The 18990-nt window shown below is 72.7% G+C and carries 20 protein-coding genes; 9 read left to right on the top strand and 11 right to left on the bottom strand.

Annotated features, from left to right (window positions below):
- Nucleotides 1–11: 11 nt before the first annotated feature.
- The 5 genes from IE237_RS34050 to zapE form a co-directional block, all read right to left on the bottom strand.
- A complete protein-coding gene (locus IE237_RS34050; protein ID WP_189806123.1) occupies nucleotides 12–872 on the bottom strand; it encodes a polysaccharide deacetylase family protein in 861 nt (286 codons plus the stop codon).
- Nucleotides 873–1019: 147 nt separating this feature from the next.
- Nucleotides 1020–1919 carry a PPK2 family polyphosphate kinase gene (locus IE237_RS34045; protein WP_189806036.1) on the bottom strand — a complete coding sequence of 300 codons (900 nt, stop codon included), beginning with the start codon at nucleotides 1917–1919 and terminating at the stop codon, nucleotides 1020–1022.
- 78 nt (nucleotides 1920–1997) lie between these two features.
- Complete coding sequence (locus IE237_RS34040; RefSeq protein ID WP_189806035.1) at nucleotides 1998–3359, bottom strand: alkaline phosphatase PhoX; 1362 nt, start codon at nucleotides 3357–3359, stop codon at nucleotides 1998–2000.
- Nucleotides 3360–3492: 133 nt separating this feature from the next.
- Nucleotides 3493–3918, bottom strand: coding sequence for an OsmC family protein (locus IE237_RS34035; RefSeq protein WP_189806034.1), 426 nt, complete (start codon nucleotides 3916–3918; stop codon nucleotides 3493–3495).
- A 34-nt stretch (nucleotides 3919–3952) separates the two neighbouring features.
- A complete protein-coding gene (gene zapE, locus IE237_RS34030; protein ID WP_189806033.1) occupies nucleotides 3953–5038 on the bottom strand; it encodes a cell division protein ZapE in 1086 nt (361 codons plus the stop codon).
- 36 nt (nucleotides 5039–5074) lie between these two features.
- On the opposite strand from zapE, the gene IE237_RS34025 reads away from it, so the two are divergent.
- From IE237_RS34025 to msrB, 4 genes are all read left to right on the top strand, one after another.
- A complete protein-coding gene (locus tag IE237_RS34025) occupies nucleotides 5075–5839 on the top strand; it encodes a pyrimidine reductase family protein (protein ID WP_189806032.1) in 765 nt (254 codons plus the stop codon).
- A gap of 106 nt (nucleotides 5840–5945) precedes the next feature.
- A complete protein-coding gene (locus tag IE237_RS34020; protein WP_189806031.1) occupies nucleotides 5946–6416 on the top strand; it encodes an indole-3-glycerol phosphate synthase in 471 nt (156 codons plus the stop codon).
- A gap of 127 nt (nucleotides 6417–6543) precedes the next feature.
- On the top strand, nucleotides 6544–7935 hold the full coding sequence (murC, locus tag IE237_RS34015; protein WP_189806030.1) for a UDP-N-acetylmuramate--L-alanine ligase: 1392 nt from the start codon (nucleotides 6544–6546) through the stop codon (nucleotides 7933–7935).
- Between the two features lie 15 nt (nucleotides 7936–7950).
- Nucleotides 7951–8355 (top strand): peptide-methionine (R)-S-oxide reductase MsrB, encoded by a 405-nt coding sequence (gene msrB / locus IE237_RS34010; protein WP_189806029.1) that lies wholly within the window; start codon nucleotides 7951–7953, stop codon nucleotides 8353–8355.
- A 105-nt stretch (nucleotides 8356–8460) separates the two neighbouring features.
- Here the strand turns inward: msrB and IE237_RS34005 are convergent, their stop codons facing one another.
- Nucleotides 8461–9246 (bottom strand): SDR family NAD(P)-dependent oxidoreductase, encoded by a 786-nt coding sequence (locus IE237_RS34005; protein ID WP_189806028.1) that lies wholly within the window; start codon nucleotides 9244–9246, stop codon nucleotides 8461–8463.
- A gap of 148 nt (nucleotides 9247–9394) precedes the next feature.
- Here IE237_RS34005 and IE237_RS34000 point away from each other — a divergent pair, with 148 nt between their 5' ends.
- Nucleotides 9395–10777, top strand: coding sequence for a phage baseplate protein (locus IE237_RS34000; protein ID WP_189806027.1), 1383 nt, complete (start codon nucleotides 9395–9397; stop codon nucleotides 10775–10777).
- Between the two features lie 64 nt (nucleotides 10778–10841).
- Nucleotides 10842–11312 (top strand): hypothetical protein, encoded by a 471-nt coding sequence (locus IE237_RS33995; RefSeq protein ID WP_189806026.1) that lies wholly within the window; start codon nucleotides 10842–10844, stop codon nucleotides 11310–11312.
- A gap of 30 nt (nucleotides 11313–11342) precedes the next feature.
- Here the strand turns inward: IE237_RS33995 and IE237_RS33990 are convergent, their stop codons facing one another.
- Nucleotides 11343–12191 (bottom strand): NAD-dependent epimerase/dehydratase family protein, encoded by an 849-nt coding sequence (locus IE237_RS33990; protein WP_189806025.1) that lies wholly within the window; start codon nucleotides 12189–12191, stop codon nucleotides 11343–11345.
- Nucleotides 12192–12282: 91 nt separating this feature from the next.
- Here IE237_RS33990 and IE237_RS33985 point away from each other — a divergent pair, with 91 nt between their 5' ends.
- Entirely contained in the window at nucleotides 12283–13233 is a 951-nt protein-coding gene (locus IE237_RS33985; protein WP_189806024.1) for an AraC family transcriptional regulator, read from the top strand.
- Here the strand turns inward: IE237_RS33985 and IE237_RS33980 are convergent.
- The 3 genes from IE237_RS33980 to IE237_RS33970 form a co-directional block, all read right to left on the bottom strand.
- Complete coding sequence (locus IE237_RS33980; protein WP_189806023.1) at nucleotides 13220–13939, bottom strand: DUF4232 domain-containing protein; 720 nt, start codon at nucleotides 13937–13939, stop codon at nucleotides 13220–13222. The two genes, IE237_RS33985 and IE237_RS33980, sit on opposite strands and share 14 nt — an antisense overlap.
- Before the next feature lie 246 nt (nucleotides 13940–14185).
- On the bottom strand, nucleotides 14186–16171 hold the full coding sequence (gene fusA, locus IE237_RS33975; protein ID WP_189806022.1) for an elongation factor G: 1986 nt from the start codon (nucleotides 16169–16171) through the stop codon (nucleotides 14186–14188).
- A gap of 252 nt (nucleotides 16172–16423) precedes the next feature.
- The gene (locus IE237_RS33970; RefSeq protein ID WP_189806021.1) at nucleotides 16424–16831 is read right to left on the bottom strand and encodes a VOC family protein; all 408 of its coding nucleotides are present in this window, start codon (nucleotides 16829–16831) and stop codon (nucleotides 16424–16426) included.
- Between the two features lie 159 nt (nucleotides 16832–16990).
- On the opposite strand from IE237_RS33970, the gene IE237_RS33965 reads away from it, so the two are divergent.
- The gene (locus IE237_RS33965) at nucleotides 16991–17626 is read left to right on the top strand and encodes a nucleoside/nucleotide kinase family protein (protein WP_370468331.1); all 636 of its coding nucleotides are present in this window, start codon (nucleotides 16991–16993) and stop codon (nucleotides 17624–17626) included.
- Here IE237_RS33965 and IE237_RS33960 read toward each other — a convergent pair.
- Nucleotides 17623–18369 (bottom strand): CTP synthase C-terminal region-related (seleno)protein, encoded by a 747-nt coding sequence (locus IE237_RS33960; RefSeq protein ID WP_189806019.1) that lies wholly within the window; start codon nucleotides 18367–18369, stop codon nucleotides 17623–17625. The genes IE237_RS33965 and IE237_RS33960 overlap by 4 nt on opposite strands.
- 96 nt (nucleotides 18370–18465) lie before the next feature.
- Here IE237_RS33960 and IE237_RS33955 point away from each other — a divergent pair, with 96 nt between their 5' ends.
- Nucleotides 18466–18990: a tetratricopeptide repeat protein gene (locus IE237_RS33955; protein ID WP_189806018.1), complete on the top strand. Its 525-nt coding sequence runs from the start codon at nucleotides 18466–18468 to the stop codon at nucleotides 18988–18990.

The raw sequence follows: 18990 nt of genomic DNA, 5'->3' as shown, positions 1-18990 counted from the left end.
GCCGGGCCGGGTCAGCGGGCGCTCATGAGTTCCGAGACCTTCACGAAGCGGTAGCCGCGGGCGCGGAGCTCCGGGACGATCCGGCGGATCGCCCGCTCCGTCACGGGGGCCGCGCTGCGCGTGCAGTGCATGACGACGAGCGAACCGGGCTTCACGCCGTCGAGGACCTGCTCGGCGACGGCGTCCGCGTCCTTCGCGAAGGCGTCCCCGCTGACCACGTCCCACTGGACCGCGGTGACCCCGGCGGGGGCGAGGGCGCGCAGGGCCGCGTCGTCGTAGCAGCCGCCGGGGAAGCGGAAGTACGGGACGACGTTGACGGCCCCGGCGTCCCGGAAGGCGTCGAAGGCGCGCTGCACGTCGGAGGCCATGTCGGGCCCGGCGACCGTCGGCAGGCCGTAGCAGGGGGACGCGAAGGCGTAGTGGCTGTAGGAGTGGTTGGCGATCTCGAAGCGCGGGTCGCCGCCGATGGACCTGGCCTGGTCCGGGTACTCCTCGGCCCAGCGGCCGGTCATGAAGACGGTCGCGTCCACCTTGAGCCGGCGCAGGGTCGCGATCAGTTCGGGGTTGTCGAAGTGCTCGCCGCGCGCGGCCCGGGGGCCCTGATCGGCCGTCATGTCGGCGTCGAACGTGAGCGCGACGACCTTCTCGGTGCCCTTGGCCCGGCGCGTGTAGACGGGGGTGAGGCCGCCGGGCCCGGGCGCCATGGTGGGCGGGGCGGCGGGGACGCGCGCGGGCTTCGGGCCGGGGGCGGCCGCGCTGGCCCGGGGCGAGGCGCTCTCCGCGACGGTGGCCTTCGCCTTCGGCGCCGGGGTGTCGGCCGCGCCGGTGCCGCAGCCGACGAGGGCGGCGCCCAGGAGACCGAGCGCCGTCATTTTTCGTACAGAAGTGTTCACGCTCGGAAGTTAACCGATCAAAGTGATGAACGCTCGCGACTCGACAGCAGCAGCGCCCGAGTCCACGCACGGAGCTGACGCACCATCGCGACGAGAACGATCAGGGCGGTCACCCGCCGGCGCGTCTCACGTGGCCAGGAGCCGGGCCCGGCACTCCGCCACGTCGAAGTCTCCCGGCGGGTACTTCGGGTCCAGGGCCTCCAGGTGTTCGAGCAGGAGCCTGCTGATCGCCCAGTTGCGGTACCACTTGCGGTCCGCCGGGACCAGGTACCACGGGGCCTCGTCCGTCGTGCAGCGTTCGAGGGCGATCTCGTACGCCTGCCGGTACGCCGGCCACAGCGTCCGCTCCTCGATGTCGCCCTCGTTGAACTTCCAGTGCTTGTCGGGGTTGTCCAGGCGCTCCAGGAGCCGGGCGCGCTGCTCCTCGTACGAGAGGTGGAGGAAGACCTTGACCACGGTCACCCCGTCCTCCGCGAGGGACTTCTCGAAGCGGTTGATCTGGCCGTAGCGGCGGCCGACCTGGCGGCGCGGGACCAGGTCGCGGACGCGGGCGATGAGGACGTCCTCGTAGTGCGAGCGGTCGAAGATGCCGATCTCGCCCGGCTGGGGGAGCGCCCTCATGATCCGCCAGAGGAAGGGATGGTTCCGCTCCTCCTGGGTCGGCGACTTGAAGGCGCGGATGCGGCAGCCGGACGGGTTGAAGAGCCCGATGACGTGTTTGACCGTGCCGCCCTTGCCGCTGGTGTCCATGCCCTGGAGGACGAGGAGCAGCCGCCGCCGGTCGCCGCCGGTGCTCGACGCGTACAGACGTTCCTGGAGTTCGGCGAGGCGCGGCCCGAGGGCGGCGGTGGCGGCGAGCCCCGCCGCCTTGTCGGCGGGACCGGCCGGGGTCGCCCGGGCGTCGTACGCGGCCAGGTCGATCCGCTCGCCCTCGGGGATCCGCAGGACGTCACGCAGGGAGGGCTCCGGAGCCGGTGCGGACTCCGGAGCCTTCCGCTTCCTCTTCCCGCCGTCCTTCTTCGCCACCTCGGGCCCCTTCCGCCGCCGGTCGTCCTCCCCCGATCCTGCGACGGAAAGCGGTCACCCGCACCCGGTCGGCTCAGCTCAGCACCACGGGCCCGTCACCGCGAACGTCGTGCCGGGCGTGTAGCAGTTCACGTACATCGTGCTCCGGTCCGGGGAGAAGGTGACGCCCGCGAACTCGCCCCACTCCGGGGCCTCCGGCGTGCCGATGTTCTGAGCGCCCCGGGCGACCGCGTACACCTCGCCCGTCGCGCTCACCCCGAAGACGTGCTGCGCCCCCTCGCCGTCCTCGCAGACCATGAGACCTCCGGTCGGCGCCAGGCAGATGTTGTCCGGGGACTCGCCGGGCAGCTGGACGTCGGTGCTCGGGCCGAAGACGACGACGAGGGTGAGCCGGCGCCGGTGCGGCTCGTACTTCCACACCTGGCCGAAGTGCGTGGCCGCCGAGCCGTCCTTGGCCCGCGCGAAGGAGGACACGAAGTAGACGGCCCGCCCGCCCCAGTAACAGCCCTCCAGCTTCTGGGCGTGTGTGATGCCCTTCGGCCCGAAGTCCTGGTGGCGGATGGGGGTCGAGGTCGCCGCCGGGTCCGGGACGGGCACCCATTCGATGCCGTCGAAACGGGCGCCGGTCTCCTGGACGACGGAGAGGTCGGGCACGCCGGGCACCCGCATGGCCTCCAGGGTGCCGCCCGCGCGCAGCGAGCCGGTGCCGCCGAGCGGCCTGTGCGGCAGGAAGCGGTAGAAGAGACCGAAGGGCCGTTCGAAGGCGTCCTCCGTCTCGTACACGATCCCGCTCTTCGGGTCGACGGCGATCGCCTCGTGCTGGAAGCGGCCCATCGCGGTGAGCGGGACGGCTCCGGTGCGGTGCGGGTCGGCGCCGTCGACCTCGAAGATGAAGCCGTGGTCCTTGGTGTAGCCGTTGGTGCCGGCCCGGTCCTCGGTCTCCTCGCAGGTCAGCCAGGTGTTCCACGGCGTGGGGCCGCCCGCGCAGTTGACGGCGGTCCCGGCGATGGCGACCCGCTCGCCGAGGACGTTGTTGCGGCCGTCGAGTTCGAGGACCGTGCAGCCGCCCTTGCCGGCCGGGTCGTAGGTGAGACCGGGGACGGTGGGGACGGCGATCTTGCCGGTGACCCGGTTCTCGTGGTTGCGGACGAGGTGCACTCGGCCGCGGCGCCCGGCGAAGGCGCCCATGCCGTCGTGGTTGCTGGGGACGGGGCCCTCGCCGGAGCGGAGCGGGTCGCCCTGCCGGGAGAGCACCTTGTAGCGGAAGCCGGCCGGGAGGTCGAGGAGACCGTCCGGGTCGGGGACGAGGGGGCCGTAGCCGCCCGTCCGGGGTGCGGCACTCGCACTACCGGCGAAGAGTTCCGGGAGGGCGCCCGTGAAGGCGATTCCGGCGGCCGTGGCGCCGGTGCGGGACAGGATCTGACGTCGTGTCGCGGACATGAGGCAAACCACTTTCCTGTTGGCGGACAGGTGTGATGTGACGTGTGACCCGCATGTGTGTATCACGCAAGGTGGTGACGGGTGAACCATGCGGGCCGCAACGGCCTCATGTGGCGCGAGAGATGATCCGGCGTCAGCCCAGCTCGGCGGTGAGGGTGATGGTCGTGCCCGTGAGCGCCTGGCTGACCGGGCAGTTCTTCTTCGCGTCCTCGGCGAGCTCCTGGAACCGCGCTCCGTCCAGGCCGGGGACCTCGCCGGTCACGGTGAGGTGGATGCCCGTGATGCCCTCGCCCGGCTGGAAGGTGACGTCCGCCTTGGTCTCCAGGCGGGTCGGCGGGTGACCGTCCTTGGCCAGACCGTTCGAGAAGGCCATGGAGAAGCAGGAGGAGTGCGCGGCGGCGATGAGCTCCTCGGGGCTCGTCTTGCCGTTGGGCTCCTCCGAACGGGCGGGCCAGGAGACGTCGTACGAGCCGAGGCCGGAGGAATCGAGGGTGACGACGCCGGAGCCCTTGAGGAGGTCGCCCTGCCAGACGGTGTGGGCGTGACGCACGGTGGCCATGGTGGATCCCTTTCGATCGGGTACGGCCCCCAAGCTACTGCGCCACGAGCCCCTTCGCGTCGCGGGCGAGGGCGGTGAGGCGGGAGATCGCCCGGAAGTACTTCTTGCGGTATCCGCCGTTCAGCATCTCGTCGCTGAACAGCCTGTCGAAGGGGAGACCGGAGGCGAGCACGGGTATCTCGCGGTCGTAGAGGCGGTCGGCGAGGACGACCAGTCGCAGGGCCGTCGACTGGTCCGGGACCGGCTGGACGTCCGTGAGGCAGACCGCGGTGAGGTCGTCGGTGAGCGCGCCGTACCGGCTCGGGTGAACCCTGGCCAGGTGTTCGAGCAGGTGCGGGAAGTCGTCGAGGGAGGCGCCCGGCGTCGCGTACGCGGTCTCGGTGACCACCTGGTCGGAGTACGGGGAGGGGGCCTCGGGCAGACCGCGGTGGCGGTAGTCCTCGCCGTCGATCCGCAGCGGCCGGAAGTGGGCGGAGAGCCCCTGGATCTCGCGGAGGAAGTCGGCGGCGGCGAAACGGCCCTCGCCGAGCTTGCCCGGCAGCGTGTTCGAGGTGGCCGCGAGGGCCACGCCCGACTCGACGAGCTTGCCGAGGAGGCTGGAGACGAGGACGGTGTCGCCCGGGTCGTCGAGCTCGAATTCGTCGATGCAGAGGAGACGGTGTCCGCTCAGCGTCTTCACGGTCTGCTGGAAGCCGAGCGCGCCGACCAGGTTGGTCAGCTCGACGAAGGTGCCGAATGCTTTCAGCGCGGGCTCCGCGGGGGTCGCGTGCCACAGCGAGGCGAGCAGGTGGGTCTTGCCGACGCCGTACCCGCCGTCCAGGTAGACCCCGCGCGGGCCGCTGGGGGCGGCCGGCTTCTTCGCGAACCAGCGGCGCTTGCCGGCGCCGGAGGCGTGCGCCCCGCCGAGGCCCTCGGCGAAGGAGCTCAGGGCCTTGACGGCGTCCGTCTGGCTCGGCTGGTTCGGGTCGGGGAGATACGTGTCGAAGCGTACGGAGTCGAAGCGCGGCGGCGGCACCATCTCCGCGACGAGGCGGTCGGCGGGGACGTGGGGCTCTCGGGAGCAGAGCGAGAGCGGGGCCGCTTCGGGAGAAGCCGCTTCGGTGAGGGCACGGGTCGACACAGTTCCCCACTGTAAGCGCCATGTCAGACTTCGATCATGCGCCAGCTCTTCCCTGTGACGGACATGACAGCCCTCGCCTCCGACCGGGAGTGGTCGCTCGACGCCCTCGCCGACGCCTATGCGTATCCGGAGGGCGACGGCCCGTGGCTGCGGGCCAACATGGTCTCCTCGCTCGACGGGGCGGGGCAGCACGAGGGCCGCTCGCAGCCCCTCTCCTCCGAGACGGACATGCGGATCTTCGGCACCCTGCGCGGGATCGCCGACGTCGTGGTGGTGGGCGCGGAAACGGTCCGCCTGGAGGGCTATCGCCCGGCACGCGCGCGGGAGGCCTTCGCGGCCCGCCGGGCGGCGGCCGGACAGGGCCCGGCGCCGGTGATCGCCGTGGTCAGCGCCTCCCTGAGCCTCGACTTCTCGCTGCCGCTCTTCACGGAGCCGCTGGTGCCGACCCTGGTGCTCACGGGGGCCGCCGCGCCCGCCGAGCGGGTCGCCGCCGCCCGGGCGGCGGGCGCCGAGGTGCTGTTCGCGGGTGACGGGGCCGGGGTGGACCCGGCCCGCGCGGTGGCCGTGCTCGCGGAGCGGGGGCTGCGCCGGCAGCTCACCGAGGGCGGGCCCCGGCTGCTCGGCCAGTTCGTGGCGGCGGGGGTCCTCGACGAGCTGTGTCTGACGGTCTCGCCGACGATGACGGCGGGTGGCGCCCAGCGGATCGCCGGAGGCCCCTCGGTGGCCGTCCCGACACGCTTCCGGCCGGCTTCCGTGCTGGAGCAGGACGGCTTCCTCTTCACCCGCTACCGTCGGATCTGACAATCGGCGGAATTTGTCGTTCCGCTTTGCGTCCGCTGGGCACACTTACTGTCGCAGACCCCGTGCGGGCACGGGGAAGGATGGTTTCCGCAGAAGGGCTCCTGAGGTGTTCACAAGCGTTCTGATGATCGAGAAGCCCCTCACGTCCGTCGACGTGGAATTCGTCACCACCCTGCACGGCGACGAGGGCGTGTCCTTCATCGTTCTCATGCAGCCGCGTGGTGACCAGGCCGATGTACTGCTGCGTGCCATCGACGACGTCGCCATGGGCGAGCTCAAGGAAGCGACCCACGAGGGCGACGAACCGGAGGGCAAGGAGGCCAGGGGTCCGGCCGAGCAGGCCCTGGAGATCTCGCTCCAGGCCCTGAGGAACGCCGGGTGCGAAGCGGTCGGCCAGGTCGTCGAGGACCACCCGCTCGACAAGATGAAGGCGGTGGTCGACGAGGCGGCGGCGGACGAGGTGATCGTCCTCACCGCCCCGCACTACGTGGAGGAGTTCTTCCACCGGGACTGGGCCTCCCGGGCCCGCCACAAGGTCGGGGTCCCCGTCCTGAAGCTCTTCGCCCACAGCGAGTAGCGGGAAGCCCGGGTCCGCGCCCCCGCACGGGGCGCGGACCCGGAGCCGCGGCGTCCCGCCGGGCACGCGCGCGGTGAGCCACTAGGCTGGGACCTTCCAGAACCACGCACCCCGGGGAGAGATCCGCATGGCACCCGCCATCCCTGCCGCCATGGAACGGCCGCACTTCATCGGCATCGGCGGTGCCGGAATGTCGGGCATCGCGAAGATCCTCGCCCAGCGCGGCGCCAAGGTCGCCGGCAGTGACGCCAAGGAGTCCGCGACCGCCGAGTCGCTGCGCGCCCTCGGCGCCACCGTGCACATCGGCCACGCCGCCGAGCACCTCGCCGACGACGCCTCCGCCGTCGTCGTCTCCAGCGCCATCCGCGCCGACAACCCCGAGCTGGCCCGCGCCGCCGAGCTCGGCATCCCCGTCGTGCACCGCTCCGACGCGCTCGCCTCCCTCATGGACGGCCTGCGCGCGATCGCCGTCGCCGGTACGCACGGCAAGACGACCACCACCTCCATGCTGGCCGTCGCCCTCACCGAGCTCGGCCTCGACCCCTCGTACGCCATCGGCGGCGACCTCGCGGGCCCCGGCACCAACGCCCTGCACGGCGCGGGCGAGGTCTTCGTCGCCGAGGCCGACGAGAGCGACCGCAGCTTCCAGAAGTACGACCCCGAGGTCGCGATCGTCCTCAACGTCGAGCTGGACCACCACGCGAACTACGCCTCCATGGACGAGATCTACGAGTCCTTCGAGGCCTTCACGGCCAAGATCCGCCCCGGCGGCACCCTGGTCGTCGGCGAGCACGCGGGCGCCCGCGAGCTGGCCCGCCGCGTCGCGGACCGCGAGGGCCTGGACATCGTCACGGTCGGCGAGTCCGAGGACTCCGACGCCCGCATCCTGAAGATCGTCCCGAACGGGATGAAGAGCGAGGTGACCGTCCTCCTCGACGGCGTCGAGCACACCTTCACCGTCTCCGTCCCCGGCCGCCACTACGCCCACAACGCCGCCGCGGCCCTCGCCGCCGGCGCCCGCGTCGGCATCGACCCGGCCGAGCTCGCCCAGGCCCTCACCGCCTACACCGGCGTCGGCCGCCGCCTCCAGCTCAAGGGCGAGGCCAAGGGCGTCCAGGTCATCGACTCGTACGCGCACCACCCCACCGAGATGACCGCCGACCTGGAGGCCATGCGCGGCGCCGCCGGGGGCTCCCGCCTCCTGGTCGTCTTCCAGCCGCACCTCTTCTCCCGCACCCAGGAGCTGGGCAAGGAGATGGGCGACGCGCTGGCCCTCGCGGACGCGTCCGTCGTCCTCGACATCTACCCGGCCCGCGAGGACCCGATCCCCGGCGTCACCAGCGAGCTGATCATCGCCGCGGCCCGCGCCGCCGGCGCCGACGTCACGCCCGTCCACGACAAGGACGCCGTCGCGGACGTCATCGCGGGAATGGCGGGCCCCGGCGACCTCGTTCTCACCATGGGTGCGGGCGACGTCACGGACCTTGGTCCGAAGATCCTCGCCCGCCTGTCGAACTGAGGGAGTGGACGAACGATGGCGTACGAGGTCGAGAAGCCGGACGAGGAGTGGCAGGCCCAGCTGTCCCCGTCGGAGTACCAGGTGCTCCGGCTGGCCGGCACGGAGCCCGCGTTCCGGGGTGAGTACACCGACACGAAGACGAAGGGCGTCTACTCCTGCCGCGCCTGCGGCGCGGAGCTCTTCACCTCGAACGAGAAGTTCGAGTCGCACTGCGGCTGGCCGTCCTTCTACGACCCGAAGGACACCTCCGCCGTCGAGCTGGTCGCCGACACCTCCCACGGCATGATCCGCACCGAGGTCCGCTGCGCCCGCTGCGGCTCCCACCTGGGCCACGTCTTCGAGGGCGAGGGCTACCCGACCCCGACGGACCAGCGCTACTGCATCAACTCGATCTCGCTGCGCCTGGAGCCGACGGAGTAACGCGAGGCACGAGAGACGCGAGGGGCTCGGCCCGGATCCTGATCCGGGCCGAGCCCCTCGTGGTGTGTGCGTCCGGAACCGCGACGTGGCCGCCGGGCCCGGTGGTCAGTGGACGGAGAACCCGCCGTCCACGAAGAGGGACTGGCCCGTGACGTACGCGGAGGAGGGGCTGGCCAGGAAGACGGCCGCCCCCGCGAAGTCCTCGGCGAGGCCGTTGCGGCCGACCATCGTGCGGGCGGCCAGGGCGGCCACCTTCTCCGGGTCGGAGGAGAGGCGCCGGTTGAGCGGGGTCATCACGAAGCCGGGGACCAGGGTGTTCGCGGTGACGCCGTACGGGGACCAGGCCTCGGCCTGCGAGCGGGCGAGGGACTCCAGGGCCCCCTTGGAGACCCCGTACGCCCCGCTCTGGACGAACGCGCGGTGCGCCTGCTGCGAGGTGATGTGGATGATGCGGCCGAAGCCGCGCTCGGCCATGCCGGGGCCGAAGCGCTGACCGAGGAGGAACGGGGCCTCCAGGTTCAGGGTCATCGTGGTGTCCCAGACCTCCTCGCCCAGCTCGCCGAACGGCGGGCGGAGGTTGATCCCGGCGGAGTTCACCAGGATGTCGGGCTCCCCGAAGACGGCCGCGGCCGCCTCCGCCCCGGCCTTGATCCCCTCGCGGGTGCTCAGGTCCGCGCTCACCCGGGCAGCCCGGCAGCCGTCGGCCGTCAGCTCCTCGACGGTCTCGACGAGCTCCGCCTCCTTGCGGGCCATGACCACCACGCTCGCCCCGGCACGGGCCAGGGCCCCGGCGATGGCCCTGCCGATGCCGGAACTGCCGCCGGTCACGAGGGCGGTGCGCCCTTCGAGGGAGAACAGCCCGGAGAGGTAGCCGGCGGGGGTGGTGCTCATGGTCTCGCTCCTCGTGTCGTACGGCACCGGCCCGTCCCTGTGCGGAGGACGGCAGGTCCCCGCATCCTGACACACGGTCGCGCACGACCCGTGTGATGATCTTCCCTTCATGATGAGGATCCGTCAGGGATCCACGGGGGAGAGAACCATGGGAAAGACGGACGCCAACGGCGTCGACCTGTCCGGCGTGACCGGCAGGCTCATCCAGACCGTCGACCTGGTGAAGGGCCCGGCGCCACAGGCCATCGCCACCGACACCCGCAACGGCCGGGTCTTCGTCCTCCAGATGGAGAGCGGAAGCCAGGAGGACATCGAGCAGGGCAACATGCGGCTCAACCGCATCGACCGTCTGACCGGCAAGGTCGAAGGGTCGATGCAGCTGAGGGGCTTCGGGCACGGGATCTCGATGGGCGTGGAGCCGCAGGGCGACACGACGTACATCTGGACCGAGGTCGGTTCGGCGGGGGCGGCACCGCTGCACCTCACCAGGAAGGACGGCAAGGTGACGGCCGCCTTCGGCAAGGCCGTCACGCGCTTCCCCTACAGCGACGACACGATCCTCCGGGCGGACGATCCGGCGCTGCGGAAGTTCACGCCGCCCGGCAGCACGTCGGGCACCGGCCCGTCGATCGACCCGGTGAACAACCTCCTGTGCGTCATGTACCACAAGGGCGGCAAGCGGACCTTCACGCGGTACGACCTCGCCGCGGCCGCGGCCGGCTCCTGGGTCCCGGTGGGCACCACCTTCGTCATGAGCGACTGCGACGGCCTGCCGGAGCCGTGCGTGGACGAGGAGGAGACGCCCGCCGTGCCCGCGCGGTACACCCTGGTGGACAAGCTCGTCTCCCAGGGCTACACCGTCCTCGGGGACGTCCTCTACTGGTACCAGTGGGCGCCGTACCTCGTCGACGAGGACCCGAACACGCTCCCCGCCGACGGGTTCCCGGGGGTCGCCTTCCTCACCTCGTACGACTGGAAGGACGGCAGGCGGTTCGACCGGCAGGTGGTCACCGGCGCCGACGGCCTCACCCGGCGCGAGCCCGAGGGCGTCGCCGTCGAGGTCGACCCCGCGACCCAGGAGACCCGGCTGCTGTTCGGCTTCAGCAACACCGTCCCCGGCACCACCGGTTCGCGGGACGTCACGATCAGCTGGTACCCGACGAAGCCCGCCGTCGATGGCGTCAAGGTCCTCGCGGACTGGGAGGACCTCGTCCTCGAACCCGGCATCCAGCCCGGCGCCCAGCCCCCGCGCGGACGCCTGGTCGCCCTCGCCGGCACCACCTACCTCCAGCTGCGCGGCACCCTCACCTGCACGCCCGGCCTGACCGCGGACGGCAGGATCGCGACCCTGCCGCACCGGCTCCGCCCGACCCACCTGACGCGCGCGAACGTGCCCCGCAACAACAACGCCGGGCGCTGCGTCTGCCGGATCGAGACGGACGTCAGCGGCGGGCTCCGCGCCTACGGCGCCTACAGCGACAACGCGATCACCTGGATCGACCTCGACGGCGTCTCCGTCGTCTGGCGATGAGCCGCCGTCCGGCCGCCGCCCCCGCACCGCCGTCCGCCCGCCCCACCGATCCGGAGGATCGAGCATGACCCAGCACAAGACCAGCCGCCGTTCCCTGCTCACCGCCGCCCTCGCCGCCCCGGCCGTCGCCGTCGGCGCCCCGCTGCTCACGGCCGCCCCCGCCGCCGCCGTCGACCCCACGGACGGCTGCCAGACCGTCGTCGACTGGAAGCCGATCGCCCTGGAGACGGGCGTGCAGAACGACCCCCTCTCGCCGGCCGAGGCCCGCGTGGTCCGCATCGCGGGCACCGAGTTCCTCCAGCTGCGCGGCCTGGTCACCTGCGCGTTCACCGCCGACGGCGCCCTCGGCACGCTCCCCGCCGACATCCGCCCGCCCAAGCTGACCCGCGGCGTCTGCCCCCGCAACAACAGCCAGGGCATCAACGCCCTCCGCATCGAGGCCACCACGGCCGGCCTCGTCTGGGTCCTCGGCCCCCAGGCGACGAACAAGGTCACCTGGATCCAGCTCGACAACTTCTCGTCCGTCATGCGCTGACGGCCCGCCGGGGAGCCGGCGGGGGCCTGATCAGCCGTGCCAGATCCCGGTCGCGGCGGTCGCCCTGACGTAGTCCGTGAAGTCGCGCGGCTCGCGGCCCAGGGCCCGCTGCACGCCGTCGCCGAGCGTGGCGAAACGGTTCTCGGAGATCCAGCCGAAGAGCGTGTTCAGGAGGGCGGTGAAGTCCTCCGGCAGGCCCCGGTCCGCCGCGTGGGCCGTGAAGTCGTCCGGGAGGACGGGACGGTACGTGATGTCCCGGCCCGTCTCCCGGGCGATCTCCCCGGCCACGGCGCCCAGCGTCAGCAGCCGCGGCCCGGACAGCTCGTACGCCTGCCCGGCGTGACCGTCCTCGGTGAGCGCCGCCACGGCGACGTCCGCGATGTCCTCGACGTCGACGAACGGCTCCGTGCCCGCCCCCGCCGACCACACCATCTCGCCGTCGACGACCTGACTCCGGAAGAACGGCTCCTCGCTGAAGTTCTGCGCGAACCACGCCGGCTTCAGGAGCGTCCACTCCGCGCCCGACTCCCGCACCGCCCGCTCGCAGGGAAGCTTCTCCTCGCCCTCTGGCGCCACCCAGTCGCGGTGCGAGAGGAGGACGAGCCGCTCCACGCCGCCGGACGCGGCGAGCTTGCCGAACGCACTCAGCGAGGCCGCCGCGTCGCTCCGCATCGAGTCGACGAGATAGGCCGCGCCCACCCCGTCGAGGACGGGCTCCCAGGTGTTCTCGTCGTGCCAGTCGAAGCGGGCGGGCCCCTTCCGCGAGGCCGCCCGGACCTCGTATCCGCGCGCCCTGAGGCGGGAGACCACCCGGCGGCCCGTCTTGCCCGTGCCGCCGAGGACCAGAATCGGCTTCGTGTTCTTCGTGATCGTCGTCATGCGACCAGTCAAACGGCCACGTGGTGAGTCACGGAATGGTCCACGCGCTCACTTCGATGTCTCAGCCGCTCAATCCCCCTAGACTCGCCGGGTGGATCCGCTCGCAAGCCTCCTGTACGAAGTCCGTTCCGACGGAGCCCTGTTCAGCCGGAACATCCTGGCCCCGCCCTGGTCGATCGGCTTCGCCCACGGCACGCCCCTCGCCGTCGTCACCATGCTCCGCGGCTCGGGCTGGATCGTCCCCGGCGGCGACGCCGCACCCGTCGCCCTCGGCCCCGGCGACGTGGCCGTCGTGACCGGAGCGGAGCCCTTCTCCGTCACCGACGACGCCCGCGCCACGACCCCGCCCTTCTACGTCGTCCACCCCGGCCACTGCACGACCGCCGACGGCGAGGACGTCAGCGAGGACGTCATCCTCGGCCTCCGCACCTGCGCCAACGCCCCCGGCGGCACGACCGTGCTCCTCACCGGCAGCTACCAGGTCGACGGCCGCGTCTCCGAACGGCTCATCGGCGGCCTGCCCCGCGTCCTCGTCGTCCCCCAGGAGGGCGAGGTCGGCCCCATCCTCGAACTCACCGACAGCGAGGTCAGCCGCGACGATCCCGGCCAGCAGGCCGTCCTCGACCGGCTCCTGGACCTGCTGCTCCTGTCCACGCTGCGGGAGTGGTTCGCCCGCCCCGAGGCCGACCCGCCCGCCTGGTACCGCGCCCTCGGCGACCCCGTCGCGGGCCGGGCCCTGCGCCTCATCCACGACCGCCCCGCGCGCCCCTGGACCGTGACCACCCTCGCCGAGGAGACCGGCGTCTCCCGGGCCACGCTCGCCCGGCGCTTCGGCGAGCTCGTCGGTGAACCGCCCATGACCTACCTGACCGGCTGGCGCCTCGCCCTGGCCGCCGACCTGCTGGCCCGTACCGACGCCACCGTGGAGTCGATCGCCCGACAGGTCGGCTACCAGAGCGCGTTCGGGCTCAGCGTGGCCTTCAAGCGCGTGTACGGGACCCGCCCCAGCGAGCACCGTCTCGCCGCCGTCAGCGGGCCTTGAAGACGAACTTCTCGACCTCGCGGCGGTCGAGGTTCCAGAACGTGACCGAGGGGTTCCGTCCGACGGTGACGAACCGGACGTCGTCGGAGAGCGACACGTCGATCGCCGCCCCGTCGGTGCTGCTGCTCGGGTCCTCGTACGCGATGCCGAAGGACTCGTACGTGTCCGTCCTCTCGCCGCCCAGGAACAGCTTCACGCCGGCGTAGGCCTTCTGCTTCGGCCCGATCGTGGCGACGGCCTTCGGCGGGGACTCCATCGGCGGGAGCGGGTTCTCGGTCTCCTGGCCGAAGTAGAGGAAGGGGTACGCGTAGAGGGTGCAGGGCGTGTCGGTGGCGTTGGTCGCGGTGATCAGGAGGTGCTGGCCCGAGTCGTGGGCCCAGTACGAGGTGTCGATCGAGAGATCCTGATCGGCGCAGGCCCGCGCCTTGCCCTTGCCGTCACCACCACCGGGCTTGCCGGAACCGGTGGCACTCGGCTTCGGCTTCGCCGACGCGGACGCGGACGCGGACGCGCTCGGCTTCGCGGAGTCGGACGGGCTCGGGGCCGTGGGCTTCACGGACTCGCTCGCGCTCGCGGTACCGGACGGGGCCGGGCTCGCCGCCCCGTCCTCCGTACCGCCGGGCCCGCAGGCCGTGGCCGAGAGCATCGCGGCGACGGCCGCGGCTCCCAGGGCGTATGTCTTCCAGCTCGTGCGGGCAGCGCGCATGGTGGTCCCCCGTGAACTTCGCATGGCTCGAAACAGGTTGCTGTCGAGCCGATTCTGACCCGGAGGGGCCGCACTATTCCGCCTGCCCGTGGCTCGTTACGAACCACGGACATGGAGGTGATGCTTCCTCGGCCCGACGGGGCGAGGAACCCCTGCCGACAGCCGAGCCAGACCTCTCCGTTCCCCCGTGCAACTTGTGTGGTGGGCACGCTCCTTGACGGTTCGAGGAGCGTGCCCGGGCGGGAGCTACGGAGCCGGGGCGTACCCCGCGGGCCGGGTGGTGAAGGTGCCGCGGCCCTGGGTGCGGCCGCGGAGGCGGGACGCGTAGCCGAAGAGTTCGGCCAGCGGGACCGTCGCCGACACCACCGCCGTACCGGAGCGGGTCGTCGAGTCCGTGACCCGGCCCCGGCGGGCCGCGAGGTCGCCGAGGACCGAGCCGACCGACTCGGCGGGGACGGTGACCGTCACGTCGGCCACCGGTTCCAGCAGGGTCATCAGGCTCGCGCGGAGCGCCTCGCGCAGCGCGAACCTGCCCGCCGTGCGGAAGGCCATCTCGGAGGAGTCCTTCGGATGCGTGGCGCCGTCCGTGAGCGTGACGCGGACGCCCGTCACCGGGTGACCGCCGAGGGGGCCCTCGACGAGGGCGTCCCGGCAGCCGGCCTCCACCGCGCGGACGTACTCCTGCGGGACACGGCCGCCCGTGACCGTGGACACGAACGCGAACCCGTCCCCCTCGGCCGACGGCTCGACGTCGATGACGACATGGGCGAACTGGCCCGCGCCGCCGTCCTGTTTGACGTGTCGGTACAGCAGGCCGGTGACGCCCTTCGTCACCGTCTCCCGGTACGCCACCTGCGGACGGCCGACCGTGACCTCCAGGCCGCGGTCGCGCCGCAGCTTCTCCACCGCGACCTCCAGGTGCAGTTCGCCGAGACCGGACAGCACGGTCTGGCCCGTCTCCGGGTCGGACCGCACCACGAGCGACGGATCCTCCTCGGAGAGCCGGGCGAGAGCCGTCGCGAGCCGGCCCGTGTCCGTGCTGCGGCGGGCCTCCACGGCGACCGAGACCACCGGGTCGGCGGTCGTCGGCGGTTCGAGGACGACCGGCGCGTCCGGGGCGCACAGCGTCGCCCCGGCGCGGGCGGACTTCGGCCCGACGACGGCGACGATGTCACCGGCGCGCGCCGTGTCCACCTCCGTCGCGCGGTCGGCCTGGACGCGCAGGATGCGGGCGATCCGCTCCGTACGTCCGGCGGTGGCGTCGAGCACGGTGTCCCCCTTCCCGAGCGTGCCCGCGTAGACGCGGAGGTAGGTCATGCGGCCGGTGGCGGTCGCGTTCACCTTGAACGCGAGCGCGGTGAACGGCGCCTCCGGGTCCGCCGGGACGTCCCCGCGCACCGGCGGCATGTCCGACGGGGCCGGGAGGTACGCGACGACGGCGTCGAGCAGCGGCTCGATGCCACGGTTGCGGTACGCCGAGCCGCACAGCACGACCACGGCCTCGCCGGAGAGCGTGAGGTCCCGGAGGGCCGAGGTCAGGGTCGCGTCGGCGAGCGTGCCCTCCCCGCAGAACTCCTCCAGAGCGCCCGGATGCAGCTCCGCCACCGTCTCCTCCAGGTGTCGCCTGCGGTGCCGGGCCTCGTCCCGGAGCTCCTCGGGGACCGGCAGTTCGGCGAAGGTGTCGGCGCCGTCGGCCCACACGTACGCCCGCATCCGGACCAGGTCCACGACGCCCGTGAAGCCGTCCTCGCGGCCGATCGGGAGCTGGACGGGGAGCGGGACGGTGCCGAGGCGGTCCCGGATCGACGCCACGGCGGCGTCGAGCTCCGCGCCCGCGCGGTCCAGCTTGTTGACGAACGCGATCCTCGGGACGCCGTGGCGGTCGGCCTGGCGCCACACCGTCTCGCTCTGCGGCTCGACGCCCGCGACGGCGTCGAAGACGGCGACGGCGCCGTCGAGGACGCGCAGCGAGCGCTCGACCTCGTCGGAGAAGTCGACGTGACCGGGGGTGTCGATCAGGTTGACGCGATGGCCCGCCCAGTCACAGCTGACGGCCGCGGCGAAGATCGTGATGCCCCGGTCCCGCTCCTGCGGGTCGAAGTCGGTGACGGTCGTGCCGTCGTGGACCTCGCCGCGCTTGTGGGTGGCGCCGGTGAGGTAGAGGAAGCGCTCGGTGACGGTGGTCTTGCCGGCGTCGACGTGGGCGAGGATGCCGAGATTGCGGACTCGCATGGTGGTGCCTTTCGCTGCTGCGTGAAGAACGGGGCAGCGCGATTCCCGGGGTGGTGGTCACACCACGGGTCGGCGATGGCGGGCGCGCAGCCGCCACCGGCCGGGGCGAGAGGCGAGGATCACGTCGAAGCGGCGGGCGGAGGGGACCGGCAGGTGGCGACGCACGGCGGGCTCCCCTCGACTGACGTGATCGGACGTGATCTGACGTGTCGTGAGTGTAGGGAGGGCCGCCGTGGGGGCGACACCGGTTTTTCAGGCCGCGGGCTGCAGGAGGTCCCAGCGGTTGCCGTAGAGGTCCTCGAAGACGGCGACCGAGCCGTACGGCTCGTGGCGCGGCTCCTCCAGGAACTTCACGCCGGCCTCCGTCATCCGCTCGTGGTCGCGGGCGAAGTCCTCCGTGTGGAGGAAGAAGCCGACCCGGCCGCCGGTCTGGTTGCCGACCGAGGCCTCCTGCTCCTCGTTCTTCGCGCGGGCCAGGAGCAGACCGACGTTGCCGAGGCCGCCGACGCCGGCCGCCCCGCGCGGGCGGACGACGACCCAGCGGCTTCCGTCGCCCCGGTCGGTGTCCTCGACGAGGTCGAAGCCGAGGGCGTCGGTGTAGAAGGCGATGGCCTCGTCGTAATCACGGACGACGAGGGTGACGAGTGCGATGGACGGCATAACCCCAACGTAATGCGCGGAAGCGGTGGAATCTATCCGCGTCGACCCGCGTCGTGGTGGAGGTGACCCTTGCGGGAGGAGGGCGCGAACGAGGGTCCGAAGGAGGGGCGGGGGAGGGTCGGCCCGAGGGTGGGTCCGAAGACGGGGGCCGGTGCGAGAATGCGCGCCATGGACGCGCAGGAGTTCGATCGGCTCGCCGCCCGCGCGCGGCGGCTCGCCGTGCCGGGGGAACGGCGGATCCTCGGGATCGCCGGGGCGCCCGGCGCCGGGAAGTCCACGCTCGCCGCGCGGCTCGTCGCCCGCCTCGACGGGCTCGCCGTGCTCGTCCCGATGGACGGGTTCCACCTGGCCCAGGCCGAGCTGGAGCGTCTCGGACGGGCCGGGCGCAAGGGCGCGCCGGACACCTTCGACGCCGCCGGGTACACCGCGCTCCTCGCCCGGCTGCGCACCCCCGCCCCCGGCACCACCGTGTACGCGCCCGCGTTCGACCGCTCCCTGGAGGAGCCCGTCGCCGGGTCGGTCCCCGTCGCCCCCGAGGTCCCGCTCGTCGTCACCGAGGGGAACTACCTGCTGCACGACGAGGGCGCCTGGGCCGCCGTCCTGCCGCTCCTCGACGAGGCCTGGTACCTGGATCTGGACGCCCGGCGCCGCGTCCCCCGGCTCGTCGAGCGGCACGTCCGCTTCGGCAAGGACCGGGCGCACGCCGAGCGCTGGGTCCACGACTCCGACGAGGCCAACGCCCGCCTGGTGGCGCGCGGCCGGGACCGCGCCCACCTGGTGGTCACGATGAGCTAGCGGTCCCCGCCCGCCGCGTGTTCCGTCGCCGCCACCGCGAGCGCCCGGACCAGCGGGTGCGGGCGGGTGCCGTCGCCCGCCAGTTCCGGCTGGAAGAGGGTGGCCAGGAAGAAGGGGTGCGAGGGGAGTTCCGCGACGCGGATCCCGCCGTCCTCGTCCGCGCCGGTGAAGCGGAGGCCGTGCGCCCGCAGGGTGTCCAGATGGCGGCTGTCGGCGCCGTAGTCGCAGTGGTACCGCTCGGTGGTCCGCTCCGCGCCGAGGGCCTTCTCGGCGAGGGAGCCGGGGGTGACCCGTACGACGCCCTCGTGGCCGACGAGCGAGCAGGCGAGCGGGGCGATCAGCAGGTCGTCCGCGTCGGCCGCCGGGTCGTTCTCGGCGTGCGCCGCCCGCTCCAGTCCGCAGACGTCCCGCGCGAACTCGATCAGGGCGTGCTGGAAACCGGCGCAGGTGCCGAGGAACGGGATGCCGTCCTCGCGGGCCGTGCGGATCGCCGCCAGCGCCCCCGCCTCGCTCGCGTACGGGCTCCCCGGCAGCACCCACACCGCGTCGAAGCCCTTCACCGCGCCCGGGGCCTCCGCGTCGCCCGTCGGGATCCAGTACGCGTCGAGCGCGAGCCCGTCGCGTTCGGCGAGGGCGTCGAGGAGGACCGGGATGCGGACGTGGGAGCGGACGTGCGGCGAGCGGTCGCCGACCAGGGCGATCCGGGGGGTGTGCGGGTGCGTGTTCATGGCCGAGTCGTTCATGGTCATCATGCTCGGCGTCGGACCTCGTTCACGTCCAACGATGATTCCTGCTCCTTCCATCACGGATGCTTATCCTCGCCCGGCTAGGGTGACGACATGACGAACGATCACGACTGGGAGACCCGCGTCACCGCGCTCTGGGAGCGCCTCGACGACCACGAGCCGGCCGACTTCCGCGCCCTCGTCGCCGCCCTCGCCGCCGAGCGGCCCGCCGACGACCCGGCCGCCCTCTTCGAGCAGGGAGCCGCCCACGACTCCACCGGCATGCCCGAGGAGGCCGTCACGTTCTACCGGCGCGCCCTCGACCTCGGCCTCACCGGACTGCGCCGCCGCCGGGCCGTCATCCAGCTCGCCAGCAGCCTGCGCAACCTCGGCCGGCCCGACCGCAGCGTCGAACTCCTCACCGCCGAGCGCGACCTCCCCGCCGACCGGCTCGACGCCGACGAGCAGGCCCTCTCCGGCGCCGTCGACGCCTTCCTCGCCCTCGCCCTCGCCGACACCGGCCGCGACCGCGAGGCCGCCTCCCTCGCCCTCGGTGCCCTCGCGCCCCTGCTGCCCCGCTACAACCGCTCCCTCGCGTACTACGCCCGCGCCCTCCTCACGGCCCCCGACGGGTCCTGA

The sequence above is a fragment of the Streptomyces tanashiensis genome, from assembly GCF_014648895.1.
Classification (GTDB): domain Bacteria; phylum Actinomycetota; class Actinomycetes; order Streptomycetales; family Streptomycetaceae; genus Streptomyces; species Streptomyces tanashiensis.
This window is presented reverse-complemented; position numbering and strand designations above follow the sequence as displayed.